Annotated in this window: 12 protein-coding genes; 7 read left to right on the top strand and 5 right to left on the bottom strand. The window is 66.4% G+C overall.

The genetic code is table 11. The features are described 5' to 3' along the window. Positions 1-420: 420 nt before the first annotated feature. The 6 genes from QX126_RS22625 to QX126_RS22600 all read left to right on the top strand — a co-directional run bounded on the left by QX126_RS22625 (position 421) and on the right by QX126_RS22600 (position 6,844). Positions 421-1,224 (top strand): crotonase/enoyl-CoA hydratase family protein, encoded by an 804-nt coding sequence (locus QX126_RS22625; protein WP_315772634.1) that lies wholly within the window; start codon positions 421-423, stop codon positions 1,222-1,224. A 1-nt stretch (position 1,225) separates the two neighbouring features. Further along, on the top strand, positions 1,226-3,127 hold the full coding sequence (locus QX126_RS22620) for a feruloyl-CoA synthase (protein ID WP_315783753.1): 1,902 nt from the start codon (positions 1,226-1,228) through the stop codon (positions 3,125-3,127). A gap of 25 nt (positions 3,128-3,152) precedes the next feature. Beyond that, complete coding sequence (locus QX126_RS22615) at positions 3,153-3,917, top strand: SDR family NAD(P)-dependent oxidoreductase (RefSeq protein WP_315783751.1); 765 nt, start codon at positions 3,153-3,155, stop codon at positions 3,915-3,917. A gap of 240 nt (positions 3,918-4,157) precedes the next feature. Continuing rightward, positions 4,158-4,577: a thioesterase family protein gene (locus QX126_RS22610; RefSeq protein WP_315753531.1), complete on the top strand. Its 420-nt coding sequence runs from the start codon at positions 4,158-4,160 to the stop codon at positions 4,575-4,577. 213 nt (positions 4,578-4,790) lie between these two features. Continuing rightward, a complete protein-coding gene (locus tag QX126_RS22605; RefSeq protein WP_315783748.1) occupies positions 4,791-5,936 on the top strand; it encodes an ABC transporter substrate-binding protein in 1,146 nt (381 codons plus the stop codon). A 101-nt stretch (positions 5,937-6,037) separates the two neighbouring features. Then, positions 6,038-6,844 (top strand): shikimate dehydrogenase, encoded by an 807-nt coding sequence (locus QX126_RS22600; RefSeq protein WP_315783746.1) that lies wholly within the window; start codon positions 6,038-6,040, stop codon positions 6,842-6,844. Between the two features lie 29 nt (positions 6,845-6,873). On the opposite strand, the gene QX126_RS22595 is transcribed toward QX126_RS22600, so the two are convergent. Genes QX126_RS22595 through QX126_RS22585 form a run of 3 tightly spaced genes read right to left on the bottom strand, consistent with a single transcriptional unit; the run spans position 6,874 to position 10,409 of the window. Next, a complete protein-coding gene (locus QX126_RS22595) occupies positions 6,874-7,599 on the bottom strand; it encodes an ABC transporter ATP-binding protein (RefSeq protein ID WP_315753527.1) in 726 nt (241 codons plus the stop codon). Next, positions 7,596-9,365: a branched-chain amino acid ABC transporter ATP-binding protein/permease gene (locus QX126_RS22590; protein ID WP_315783744.1), complete on the bottom strand. Its 1,770-nt coding sequence runs from the start codon at positions 9,363-9,365 to the stop codon at positions 7,596-7,598. Before QX126_RS22590 ends, QX126_RS22595 begins: the two co-directional genes overlap by 4 nt. Positions 9,366-9,368: 3 nt before the next feature. Continuing rightward, complete coding sequence (locus tag QX126_RS22585; protein WP_315734716.1) at positions 9,369-10,409, bottom strand: branched-chain amino acid ABC transporter permease; 1,041 nt, start codon at positions 10,407-10,409, stop codon at positions 9,369-9,371. A gap of 197 nt (positions 10,410-10,606) precedes the next feature. Between QX126_RS22585 and QX126_RS22580 the strand changes: the two genes are divergently transcribed. Next, positions 10,607-11,113 carry a MarR family winged helix-turn-helix transcriptional regulator gene (locus tag QX126_RS22580; protein WP_315734713.1) on the top strand — a complete coding sequence of 169 codons (507 nt, stop codon included), beginning with the start codon at positions 10,607-10,609 and terminating at the stop codon, positions 11,111-11,113. Positions 11,114-11,131: 18 nt separating this feature from the next. On the opposite strand, the gene QX126_RS22575 is transcribed toward QX126_RS22580, so the two are convergent. Both QX126_RS22575 and QX126_RS22570 read right to left on the bottom strand, forming a co-directional pair. Then, positions 11,132-12,412 (bottom strand): glycerate kinase, encoded by a 1,281-nt coding sequence (locus QX126_RS22575; protein WP_315783742.1) that lies wholly within the window; start codon positions 12,410-12,412, stop codon positions 11,132-11,134. A 28-nt stretch (positions 12,413-12,440) separates the two neighbouring features. Beyond that, positions 12,441-13,664 (bottom strand): ABC transporter substrate-binding protein, encoded by a 1,224-nt coding sequence (locus QX126_RS22570; RefSeq protein ID WP_315775509.1) that lies wholly within the window; start codon positions 13,662-13,664, stop codon positions 12,441-12,443. Between the last annotated feature and the right edge of the window lie 5 nt (positions 13,665-13,669).

The raw sequence follows: 13,669 nt of genomic DNA, 5'->3' as shown, positions 1-13,669 counted from the left end.
AAGACGCTAGGATGGAAAACTCCAGCAGAGGCGCTTGACGAGCTGCTGTCACGAATGAAAACACTGGGTGTTGCGACCACCGCTTGAGCCCGCCGGCGTTTTCGGCTGCACCTGTGGCACCTGCCGCCTGCATTTTTTCTCGCAGGCGGGCCGCAGGCGTCAGCTGACGCCTGGCCTTCCCTGCGCCCTCCGCATGAGAGGGCGATCCATATCAGCAAGCCCCGGGCGTGATTTCGCCGCGGGAACGCCGGATCATGTCATTTGCCTTTGCGCGCAGGCGGGTCTTACGATGCTGCGCGTGACCGAGCCCCTCGGCGGCTTGTTCTTTTGCATCGCACAACATGATGTCGGGCGCCGCTTGTTGACTCCCGCGAAGATCGTTATAAAACATAACTATTCTGAACAGGACACAATCACGCGATGGGAAACGCCGACACCGCCACGCCAGCGGGCGATCCGTCTCTGCTGCAGATCGAGCAGCAGGGCGCCGTCCTGACGATCGGGCTCAACCGCCCGGCCAAGCGCAATGCGCTGAATGACGGCATCATCCTCGCCATCGGCGATTGCTTCACCAGCCTGCCCGAGGACGTCCGCTGCGTCGTGATCCACGGCATCGGCGACAATTTCTCCTCCGGCCTCGATCTCTCCGAGCTGCGCGAGCGCGACGCGACCGAGGGCCTGGTGCATTCGCAGATGTGGCATCGCGTGTTCGACCGCATCCAGTACTGCCGCGTGCCGGTGATCGCCGCGCTGAAGGGCGCCGTCATCGGCGGCGGCCTCGAGCTCGCCTGTGCCGCGCATATCCGTGTCGCCGAGCCGTCGGCCTACTTCGCGCTGCCCGAGGGCCAGCGCGGCATCTTCGTCGGCGGCGGCGGCTCCGTCAGGTTGCCGCGCCTGATCGGCGTCGCCCGCATGATGGACATGATGCTGACCGGCCGGGTCTATTCGGCGACCGAAGGCTCGTCCTACGGCTTCGCGCAATATCTCGTCGAGGCCGGTGCCTCGATGACCAAGGCGATGGAGCTGGCGGCGAAGATCGCGAACAACGCGCCGCTGACGAATTTCGCGGTGCTGCAGGCGCTGCCGATGATCGCCGAGGCCAATCCGCAGACCGGCCTGCTGATGGAATCGCTGATGGCCACCGTCGCGCAGAGCGACAAGGAGGCCAAAAATCGCATCCGCGCCTTCCTCGATCACAAGACCGCAAAAGTGAAGCCGACGTGACATGACCGCACAAACAATAACAAGCACACAGGGAGGAACGGACAACACGGCGCGCAGCGCCAGTGTTCATCCGTTGCGCGCGATCTCGTTCAACGATCCGGCCGTCACGGTCGACCGCCGCGACGACGGCACCATCTATCTCCGGCCGAAGCAGCCGCTCGGCGACTATCCGCAGCGGATCACCGACCGGCTGCATCACTTCGCCAAAGCCACGCCTGAGCGCGTGTTCATGGCCGAGCGCGTCGGGCCCGAGGGCTGGCGCGAGCTGACCTATGCCACGCTGCTGGCGGCGAGCCGGCACATCGCGTCGGGGCTGCTCGCGCGCGGGCTGTCGCCGGACCGGCCGGTGATGATCCTGTCGGGCAATTCGATCGATCATGCGCTGGTCGCGTTCGGCGCGCTCTATGCCGGCGTGCCGTTCTGCCCGGTGTCGCCAGCCTATTCGCTGGTGTCACGCGACTACGGCAAGCTCGCTTATCTGATGAAGCTGCTGACGCCGGGCCTCGTCTTCGTCGACGACGCCGACAAGTTCGCCGACGCGCTCGTCGCCAACGTGCCCGAGGGCACCGAGATCGTGGCGTCGTTCGGCTCGGTGCCGGGCCGCAAGATCACGATGCTCGCCGATCTGATCGCATCGCCGCTGTTCGGAGGCCTCGACGCCGCCCACGACAAGATCGGCCCCGACACGATCGCGAAGTTCCTGCTGACCTCGGGCTCGACCGGCAACCCGAAGGCCGTGATCAACACCCAGCGCATGATCTGCGCCAACCAGGTGATGATCCGCGAGACGCTCGCGTTCCTGAAGGACGAGCCGCCCGTCATCATCGACTGGCTGCCCTGGAATCACACCTTCGGCGGCAACCACAACATCGGGCTGACGCTGTTCAACGGCGGCTCGATGTATCTCGACCAGGGCAAGCCGGTGCCCGGCGGGATCGAGGAGACCGTGCGAAACCTGCGCGAGATCTCGCCGACGGTCTATTTCAACGTCCCCAAGGGCTACGAGTCGCTGCTGCCCTATTTCCGCGAGGACCCGGCGCTGCGGAAGTCCTTCTTCCAGCGGCTGCATGCGATGTTCTTCTCCGGCGCCGCGCTGGCGCCGCATGTCTGGAACGAGCTCGACGAGCTCTCGGTGGCCGAGACGGGCACTCGCGTGCCGATGCTGACGGGCCTCGGCTCGACCGAGACCGCACCGTTCTTCATGTCGGTCAATCCGCGCACCAGCCGCTCCGGCCATGTCGGCCTGCCGGTGTCGGGCAACGAGGCCAAGCTCGTGCCCAACAATGGCAAGATGGAGGTGCGGGCCAAGGGGCCGAACGTGACGCCGGGCTATTGGCGCCTGCCTGAGGTCTCGGCCGCGGCCTTCGATGACGAAGGCTACTACAAGATGGGCGACGCGCTGAAGCCCGTCGATCCCGACGACTTCAATGCCGGCTTCGACTTCGACGGCCGTGTCGCCGAGGACTTCAAGCTGGCGTCCGGCACCTGGGTCTCGGTCGGCCCGTTGCGGGCGCGCTTCGTCGCGGCCTGCGCGCCGCTGGCGCGCGACGTGATCATTGCCGGCATCAACCGCGACGAGATCGCTGCCATCGTCGTGCTCGATCCCGACGGCTGCCGGCTGATCAACGCGACCTTGCCGTTCGACGATCTCGCCGCCACAGCGGCCGATCCGCTGATCATCGAGGCCTTCCGTGAGCGCTTCGCAAAATTCCTGCAGACCGCGACCGGCTCGTCGACGCGCATCACGCGCGCCGTCCTGCTCGGCGTGCCGCTGTCGATCGACAAGGGCGAGGTCACCGACAAGGGATCGATCAACCAGCGCGCCGTGCTGGAGCACCGCAAGGACCTGATCGAACGTATCTACGCCGCGACGCCGGACGACGACATCATCATCGCCGGCTGATCGACGCATCCAAGGGAGAAACGACATGTTGTTGAAGGATCAGGCCGCCATCGTCACCGGCGGCGCTTCCGGCCTCGGGGCCGCCACCGCCCGCAAGCTCGCTGCCCAGGGCGCCAAGGTCGCCGTGTTCGATCTCAATGCCAAGCTGGCCGAGGAGGTCGCCGCCGAGATCAAGGGCGTGGCCGTGGTCTGCGACGTTTCCGATGCCGCCGGCGCGGAAGCCGGCGTCGCCAAGGCGGTCGAGGCGCTCGGCCAGCAGCCGCGCGTGCTGGTGAACTGCGCCGGCATCGGCGTCGCCAAGCGCGTCGTCGGCCGCGACGGTCCGATGCCGCTGGCCGATTTCGAGAAGGTCATCAAGGTCAACCTGATCGGCTCGTTCAACATGCTGCGTCTGGTCACCAACGGCATGACCAAGCTGGAGCCGCAGGCGACCGGCGAGCGTGGTGTCGTCATCAACACCGCCTCGGTCGCGGCCTATGACGGCCAGATCGGACAGTCCGCCTATTCGGCCTCGAAGGGCGGCATTGTCGGCATGACCCTGCCGATCGCGCGCGAGCTCGCACAGTTCGGCATCCGCGTGCTGACCATTGCGCCCGGCCTGTTCCTGACGCCGCTGCTCGCCAACCTGCCGCAGGAGGCCCAGGACTCGCTCGCCGCCGCGATCCCGTTCCCTCGCCGCCTCGGTCACGCCGATGAGTTCGCAGCACTTGCGCTGCACATGGTCGAGAACGCCTATCTGAACGGCGAGGTCGTCCGCCTCGACGGCTCGCTGCGCATGGCGCCGAAGTGATTTTCCGTCATTGCGAGCAGCGTAGCGACGACGTGTCCGCCGAAGCCCATCGGGCGAAGGCGGAAGCAATCCAGAGTCCCGACCCGGCCCTGGATTGCTTCGCTTCGCTCGCAATGACGGAGAGAGCCGTAGGTTGGGCAAAGCGTAGCGTGCCCACCGGCCCGGAAAATGGTGGGCACGGAGCGTCGCGCCTTTGCCCACCCTACCGACCGTTGTTGTTGGCGTAGCGAGGCTTAATCGATGTTCGTTCACCGCCGCGACGTGCAGATCCAGTGGGGCGACTGCGATCCCGCCAACATCGTCTACTACCCGCGCTATTTCGCGATGTTCGACGATGCGACCTCGGTCATGTTCGAGGCGGCCGGGTTTTCCAAGCAGGACATCGTCCGCCGCTACGGCCTGGTCGGCATCCCCATGGTCGACACCCGCGCCAAGTTCTACATCCCCTCCACCTATGGCGACTGGATCACGATCGAGAGCCGGATCGAGAGCATCAAGCGCTCCTCGTTCGACGTCACCCACAAGGTGTTCAAGGGCGAGGCGCTGGCGCTCGAGGGGTTCGAGACCCGGGTGCTGGTCGGGCGCGATCCGGTTGACCCGGACAAGCTGAAATCGGCGCCTTTCCCGGAGGAGATGCGGGCCAAGTTTCTCGAGGGCTGACGCGCGGCATTGGGTGCGACATGCGGCCGTCTTAAGGATGAATCGTCGTCGTGCTTTGGTCGACTGGTGAGAGGTGATCTTCTCGTGTTCAATGTTATGATCACGTTTGGACACGCATCGGCCGGCCGAGATGGAAGACGCCCCTGTCGGGGCGGGACTGCAAACAGGATCGGCGGATCACGAGCTGAACCGAAAAGATTGAGGGAGGATTTTATGAGGAAGGCCTATCTGGCGGCGGCTGGCGTCATCGCGATGCTGGCATCAGCGCCGGCGCTGGCGCAGACCAGCGAGATCACCATCGGCATCACCACGACCACGACGGGGCCGGGCGCGGCGCTCGGCATCCCCGAGCGCAATGCGCTCGAGTTCGTGCCGAAGGAGATCGGCGGCGTGCCGCTCAAGGTGATCGTGCTCGACGACGGCGGCGATCCGACCACGGCGACGACGAATGCGCGGCGCTTCGTGACGGAGTCGAAAGCCGACATCATCATGGGCTCGGCGCTGACGCCGCCGACCATCGCGGTCTCCAACGTCGCCAATGAAGCCGGCATTCCGCATTTCGGCCTGGCGCCGTTCCCGGTCACGCCCGAGCGCACCAAATGGTCGGTGGTGATGCCGCAGCCGGTGCCGATCATGGGCAAGGTGTTGTACGAGCACATGAAGGCGCACAACATCAAGACCGTCGGCTACATCGGCTATTCCGACTCCTACGGCGATCTCTGGTTCAACGATCTGAAGAACCAGGCGGTGCCGATGGGCATCACGATTGCCGATGAGGAGCGGTTCGCGCGTCCCGATACTTCGGTCACCGGCCAGGTGCTGAAGCTGGTCGCCGCCAATCCGGACGCCATCCTGGTCGGCGCCTCCGGCACCGCGGCGGCGCTGCCGCAGACCGAGCTGCGCGAGCGTGGCTATCAGGGCCTGATCTATCAGACCCATGGCGCCGCGAGCATGGACTTCATCCGCATCGCCGGCAAGGCGGCGGAGGGTGTGATCATGGCGTCCGGTCCGGTGATGTCGCCGGAGACGCAGGACGACAGCGCGCTCACCAAGAAGCCGGGCATGGAGCTCAACAAGGCCTATGAGGGCAAATATGGCCCGAACAGCCGCAGCCAGTTCGCCGGCCACTCGTTCGACGCGTTCGAGATCCTCAAGCGCGTGATTCCGGTGGCGCTGAAGACCGCCAAGCCCGGCACGCCGGAGTTCCGCGAGGCCATCCGCCAGGCGCTGCTGACCGAGAAGGACCTGGCGGCCTCGCAGGGCGTCTACAACTTCACCGAAAAGGACCGCTCCGGCCTCGACGACCGCGCCCGCATCATCCTGACGGTGAAGGATGGAAAATACGTCCCGGCGAAGTGAGCTTGCGGGGACCATAGCTTCGATCAGGAAAGGCCGGCTCGGTGAGCCGGCCTTTCGGCCATCAGGACCATGACTTTTAGAGTTTTGCCGGAAAGCCCGCCATGATCCCTGCGCCCACTGGAGCCACCCGGCTGCACATCATCATCGGCGATCCCATCGCTCAGGTGCGCGCGCCGGCCGGCGTCAGCCAGGCCTTTGCCGATCGCGGCAGCGATGCGATCCTGGTCGCGGTGCAAGTCGCGCCGGCTGATCTCGCCGACTTTCTGGCGACGATGACCCGCGTGAAGAATCTCGACGGCATCGTCGCGACCATTCCGCACAAATTCGCATGCTATCGCGCCTGTGCAACCGCGACCGAGCGCGCGCGTTTCATCGGCGCCGTCAATCTGATGCGCCGCAGCCCGGACGGCGGCTGGCATGGCGACATGGTCGACGGTCTCGGCTTTGTCGGTGCTGCGAGGGCAAAAGGCTTCGAGCCCGCCGGTGTGCGCGCGCTGCAGGTCGGCGCGGGTGGTGCCGGCTCGGCGATTGCCCTTGCATTGATCGATTCGGGCGTGCGCGAACTCGCCATTCACGACAGCGACCCAGGTCGTCGTGACGCGCTGATCGTGCGCCTCAATGAACGGGGTAGGGGCCGCGCGCTCGTCGGCAGCACCGATGCCGGTGGCTTCGACATGGTCGCGAATGCGACGCCTGCGGGCATGCAGCCCGGCGATCCCTTGCCCGTCGATATCGCGACGATCAACTCGTCAGCCTATTGCGGCTGTGTCATCACCCGGCCCGAGGTCTCGCCCTTCATCGCCGCTGCGCGCCAGCGCGGCTGCCTGACGGCGACCGGCACCGACATGTACCGGGCGCTGGAGCGCGTGATGGTCGACTTTCTCTTGTCGAAGGAGGCGCCATCCTGAGACAGCGTCGTCCTATCGAAATATCCCGCTCAGCTCGCGGCCGTCTCGGCAAAGCCGAGATAGCTCGCCGCCACCCGCTCGTCGGTGGCGATCTCGCTGGCCTTGCCGTTGAGCACGAACTCGCCGAGCTCCATCACATAGGCGCGGTCGGCGACCTGCAGCGCGGCCTTGGCGTTCTGCTCGACCAGCAGCACCGAGACGCCTTCCTGGCGCAGCTTGGCGACGATCTCGAAGATGCCGGCGACGATGATCGGCGCCAGGCCAAGGCTCGGCTCGTCCAGCATCAGCATCTTCGGCGCGCCCATCAGCGCGCGGCCCATCGCCAGCATCTGCTGCTCGCCGCCGGAGAGCGTGCCGGCGAGCTGCTTGCGCCGTTCCTTCAGCTTCGGAAACAGCGTGTAGACGTGCTCGAAGCCGCGTGCGGCGTGCGCCTTCGACATTCTGAAAGCGCCGAGCTGCAGATTATCCTCGACGTTCATGGTGGCGAACAGCTCGCGATGCTCCGGCACCAGGCACAGACCGCGCGCGACGCGGTCCTCGATCTCCAGCCGGGCCATGTCCTCGCCGAGGAACGCGACGCGGCCCTTCAGCGGAAACACGCCCATGATGGCGCTGAGCAAGGTGGTCTTGCCGGCGCCGTTGGCGCCGATGATGGTGACGATCTCGTTCTCGGCCACGGTGAGCGAGACCGAGCGGACCGCCTCGACCTTGCCATAGGAGACATGGGCGTCGGTGACTTCCAGCAGCGTGCTCATGCGGTGGCTCCGAGATACGCCTTGATGACCTCGGGATTGGTCTTGATCGCGGCTGGTGTGCCCTCGGCGATCTTGGTGCCGAAATCGAGCACCACGATGCGGTCGGCGAGGTCCATGACAAATCCCATGTCGTGTTCGACCAGCAGCACCGACATGCCGCCGGCGCGGAGGTCGCGCAGCAGCGCGCCGAGGCGCTGCTTCTCCATGTGGCGCAGGCCCGCGGCCGGTTCGTCGAGCAAGAGCAGCATCGGATCGACGCACAACGCGCGGGCGATCTCGACGATGCGCTGCTGGCCCAGCGACAACGAGCCGGCGAGCTGGTGCATCTGGTCGCCGAGCCCGACGCGCTCGATCTGGCGCGCGGCCTCGGCGAGCAGCTTGGCTTCGTCGCCGCGGTCGAGCCGGAACATGCTGGAGAGCGCGCCGGAGTGACCGCGCAGATGCGCGCCGATCGCGACGTTCTCCAGCACCGTCATGTCCGGCACCAGCTTGACGTGCTGGAAGGTGCGGGAAATGCCGAGCTTGACGACGTCCTGCGGCGGGGCGTTGCCGACGGCCTTGCCGAGCACCGCGATGTTGCCGGAGGTCGGCGGCAGCACGCCGGTGATCAGGTTGAAGGTCGTGCTCTTGCCGGCGCCGTTCGGGCCGATCAGCGCGACGATCTCGCGGGCCTGGACGTCGAACGAGACGTTGTTGACCGCGACCACGCCGCCGAACTGTTTTCGCGCGTTGTCGACCTGCAGCAGTACGTTTGGAGTCGTCGCAGATCGCTCCCGCGCCGGCAGCTTGACCGACGTGTCCGGCTGCTTGGCAACAGGCTTGAACGGCAGCCGCGCCGTCAGCCACGGCCACAGGCCGGTCGGCGCAAGCTGGAGAAGCGTGACGAGGAGGATGCCGAACACGATGGTCTCGAGCTGGCCCTCGCCATGCAGCAGCAGCGGGAGATAGCTTTGCAGCACCTCCTTCAGCACCACGACGATCGCTGCGCCCAGCACGCCGCCCCAGACATAGCCGGCGCCGCCGACGACGGCGACGAACAGATATTCGATGCCGGCCTGGGCGCCGAACGGCGTCGGGTTCACCGCGCGGGTGAAGTGCGCATAGAGCCAGCCCGAGAGGCCGGCCAGGACGGCCGCGTAGATGAACACCAGGAGCTTGGCGCGAGGCGCGTAGACGCCGAACGCTTCCGCTGCGATGTGACCCCGGCGCAGCGCGCGGATGGCGCGGCCGGTGCGGGAGTCCAGCAGGTTCATCGTCAGCAGCGCGGAGATCAGCACGGCAGCCCAGATCGCGAAATAGATCGTGCCGGGATCGAGCATCTTGAGGCTGCCGATCGACAGCGGCGGGATGCCGGAAATGCCGTCATTGCGGCCCAGGAACGCGAGCTTGCTGAACAGATAGAACAGGCCGAGGCCCCAGGCGAGCGTGCCGAGCGGCAGATAGTGGCCGGACAGCCTGACGGTGACGAGGCCGAGCAGAACGGCGGCGAGGCCGGACACCAGCAGCGACAGCGGCAGGGTCAGCCACGGCGATACGCCGTAATTGGCGGACAGCACCGCAGTCGTGTAGGCGCCGAAGCCGACAAAGGCGGCCTGGCCGAACGAGGTCAGACCGCCGACGCCGGTCAGCAGCACCAGCCCCATCGCGACCAGCGCGGAGAGGCCGATATTGTCGAGCAGCACGATCCAGAACGGCGGCATGCCCGGGATGAACGGGATCGCCGCCACAATGACGGCAAAGACGATGAGAGGCCAACGCTCGCGCACGGCTCAATCCTTCTCTTCTTCGACCGCGGGCGCGGCGAGCGAACGCAGCAGCAGGACCGGGATCAGCAGCGTGAAGACGATCACTTCCTTGAAGTTCGAGGCGTAGAACGAAGAGAACGCCTCGACGATGCCGACGACGAGCGCGGCGACCGCGGTCAAGGGATAGCTGATCAGGCCGCCGATGATCGCGGCGATGAAGCCTTTGAGGCCGATCAGGAAGCCGGTGTCGTAATAGAGCGTCGTGATCGGGACGATCAGGATGCCCGAGAGCGCGCCGATGGTGGAGGCCAGGAGGAACGCGATCTGGCCGGAGAGCGTGGTGCGGATGCCGACGAGGCGGGCGCCGAGCCGGTTGACGGCGGTGGCGCGCAGCGCCTTGCCGTAAAGGGTCAGGCCGAAGAACAGCCAGAGGCCGACGATGAAGGCGACGGTGATGCCGTAGACCGCCATGCCCTGGCCGGTGAAGCGCAGCGAGCCGAGCGTGGCGCTGGCCGTGAGCAGCGTCGGGCCGCGCTGGCCCTCGGCGCCGAAGAACAGCAGGCCAAGGCCCTGCAGCGCCAGATGCACGCCGACCGAGGCGATCAGCAGCACCAGCACCGAGGTGTGGGCGAGCGGCTGGAACACGATCCGATACAACGACAGGCCGATGCTGGCGACGATCAGCAGCGACAGTACGAGGCTGACGCCGGCCGGCATGCGCTGATCGGCGGCCCACATCGTGGCGAGCATGACGACCACCGGGAAGGCGACGTTGAGGCCGAAGGTGCGAAGGATCTTCGGCATGTGCAGCGTCTTGCGCATCGCATAGAGGTCGAAGGCAAAGGCCACCAGGCCGATCACGACGGCAAGCTTCGCGGTCCCCGGCGTGCGGCCGGCCGCGAGCGAGGCATAGGTGAGGGCGCCGTAGGTGACGAATTCGCCCTGCGGGATCAGGATCACCCGGGTGACGGCAAACACCAGCACGAGCGCCAGCCCGAGCAGCGCGTAGATCGCGCCATTGGTAATGCCGTCCTGCAACAGGAACAGCAAGATCGTTGTGTTCAAGACAGGACGCTCCCCCTCTGTGGTGACCGGGCGCGGCCGGCGCCCTGCGCCATCCACCGGTCTTGGGCAGTTGAATTCGGCTGCCCGTGTTTGATATAGTGGATAACAATTATCGATTATAATCTCAAGGCCGCTGTTCCGGCTGCGGCATTCGGGACCGGGGATGGAAGCCACTGTGATGAATTCGGCGGATCGTGATGGCCGATAGCGCCAAGCCCGTCGGCAAGAGGGAAGGCCGGAAGGAAGCTGCCGTAGCCGTCGAGGAGACGCAAGCGGTCCAGCTCGGCGAGCTGTCGGATCTGCTTGGCTATGTGCTGAAACGGGCGCAGTTGAAGGTGTTCGAGGACTTCCTGCGCTGTGTCGCGCCGCTGCAACTGACGCCGGCCCAGTTCTCGGTGCTGCTGCTGCTCGACGCCAATCCGGGCCGGAACCAGACCGAGATCGCCAACACCCTGGGCATCCTGCGGCCCAACTTCGTGTCCTTGCTGGACAGCCTCGAGAGCCGCGACCTGTGTGCGCGGGTGCGTTCGGCGAACGACCGGCGCTCGCACATCCTGATGCTGACCGAGAAGGGCCGCGCCGTGCTGGCCCGCGCCAAGAAGCTGGTGGTGTCGAAGCACGAGGCGCGGCTCAACGAGCTGCTCGGCCCGGATGGGCGCGAGGCGCTGCTGGCGATGCTGACCAAGATCGCGGAGGAGTTCTGAAGGAAGCAGTCGCGCCCCTCAATCGACCAGGATGACCCTGACGTCGTTGACGTTCGTGAGCGTCGGTCCCGTCTGCAGCAGGCCACCGGTCGCGGCGAAAAATGCGGTGGCGTCGTTGTTGGCGAGATAGGCCTGCGGATCCAGCCCCTGCGCCCGCATCGCGGCGATGACCTCGGCGTCGACAAGCGCGCCGGCCGGATCGGAGGCGCTGCCACCGCCGCCATCGGCGCCGTCGGTGTCGCCGGCGAGCGCCGCGACGCCGTCCATGTCCTTGAGCAGGTCGGCGAGCGCGAGCGCATATTCCTGGTTCGGGCCGCCGCGGCCCTGGCCGCGCACCGTCACGGTGAGCTCGCCACCGGAGATGATCGCCATGCGGCGGCCGAGCGCGCGGGCCTCCCGCGCCAGCTTGGCGTGATCGGCCGCGACCTCGCGCGCCTCACCCTCGAGGTCGGCGCCGAGATCGAGCACGTCGTAGCCGGCGGCCTTGACACTGGCCACGGCGGCTTTGAGCGAGCTGTCGGGGCGCGCGATCAGCTCGAACGAGGCGCGGGCAAAGGCGGCATCGCCGGGCTTGCAGCTCTCGTTGGCAGGATCATCGAGCGCCCGGGCGATGGCCGGGTCGACCTCGAGCTTGTACTTCGCAACGATCGCGCGGGCATCGGCCAGCGTGGTCGGATCCGGCACCGTCGGCCCCGATGCGATGGCCGAGGGATCGTCATGCGGCACGTCGGAGATCGCCAGCGTCACGATCTCGGCCTTCTGCCCGGCCCGCGCCAGGCGTCCGCCCTTGATGCGCGACAGATGCTTTCGCACCGTGTTCATCTCGCCGATCGGCGCACCCGAGCGCAGCAGCGCACGGGTCAGCTGCTGCTTTTGCGCGAAGCTCACGCCATGGGCCGGAGCAATCCAGTTGGCGGAGCCACCGCCGGAGATCAGCACCAGCATCAGGTCGTCGGCTTCGGCCGTCGCCGCCAGCCGCAATGTGTCGTCTGCGGCTTTCAGCCCGGCCTCGTCCGGCATTGGGTGGCCGGCTTCGATCACCCGGACGCGGCGGGTCGGTACGCCGTGTCCGTGCCGCGTGGTTGCAATGCCGGTCAGCTTCGCCGGATCGAACCCGAGCGTGTCCAGGTAATGCCGTTCGGCGGCCACCGCCATGGCCGCGGCGCCCTTGCCTGCGGCGAGGCAGATGATCCGCCCCCGGGGTGCCGCCGGCAGATGCGCCGGAAGCACCATTTCGGGATGGGCCGCGGCGACCGCGGCATCGAAAACGGCGCGCAACAGCGGACGGCGGCTGGTCATGCGGCGCCGCCCGTCTGACGTGCAGAGCCTATTTGAGCTCGCCGCTCATCACCTCGCCGAACAGCTGCCACCGCTCGCCCTTGAACTGCATCAGCTGCAGCTGCTCGATCGGCTGGAAATCGTCGGGACCCGTGGTCAGCGTGATGCCGGGCAGCAGCCCGCCTTGCGCAAACTGCTTCAGGCTTGCCGCCTGCTTCATGACATTTGCGCGAGTCAATTCGTCGCCGCATCGCTTCAGCACCTCGACCATCGTGGTGGCGATGTTGTAGCCGGTCAGCGCCGACGAATCCACGGGGTTGATCTCCGGCAGATATTTGGCGAGCAGCTCCCTGAACGCGCCGAGGCCCGGGTCGTTGGCCCATTGCGGATCGGACGCGTCCTTGGCATAGGCCGCCGAGATCACCCCTTGCGAGTTCTCGACGCCGGCCGGCCGCATCACGGCCGCGGTGGAGGCACTGACGTTCGAAATGATGGTCAGCGGCTTCCAGTTCATCTCGCCGAGCTTCTTGATCGCCTGCGCTCCGGACTTCGGCGTGGTGAACAGCACGACGATGTCGGGGTTGGCCGACTTCATCTTGACGATGTGCGATTCAACCGTGGGTTCGGCGATCTCGTAGCTCTCTTCCAGCACCAGGCGCGACGCATCACCGAGCCCGTCCTTGAGGCCCTTCAGGTAGTCCTTGCCCATGTCGTCGTTCTGGTAGAGCACGGCGATCTTGCCGGCGGACTGCTGCGCGGTGAGATACTTCGCGTAGATGCGCGCCTCGGACTGGTAGCTCGGCAGCCAGCCCATGGTCCATGGAAATGTCTTGGGCTCATTCCACTTGGTGGCGCCGGTCGCGACGAACAGCTGCGGCACCTTCTTGGAGTTGAGATATTTCTGGATCGCCGTATTGGGCGCGGTTCCGAGCACGCCGAACAGGAACAGCACCTCGTCGCTCTCGACCAGCTTGCGCGCCTGCTCGACCGTCTTCGGCGGCGAATAGGCGTCGTCATAGGAGATGAAGTTGATCTTGCGGCCGTTGATGCCGCCGTCGTCATTGACCTTCTTGAACACGGCCGTCATCGCCTTGCCGACCGAGCCATAGGCCGACGCCGGGCCGCTATAGGGCACGATATTGCCGATCTTGATCTCGGTGTCGCTCGCGCCGGTGTCGTATTTCTTGTCGGCATGGGCGCTGCCGGCAACTGCGCCGGCCAGGGCGAGACCGAGCATGCTGGAGACGGTGCGGCGGGTGAGGGCAGTGGTCACGTGGG

This window comes from Bradyrhizobium sp. SZCCHNPS1003, from assembly GCF_032381555.1.
In the GTDB taxonomy this organism is placed as follows: Bacteria; Pseudomonadota; Alphaproteobacteria; order Rhizobiales; family Xanthobacteraceae; genus Bradyrhizobium.
Note: the sequence above shows the minus strand (reverse complement) of the source record. Positions and strands in the feature narration are given on the sequence as shown.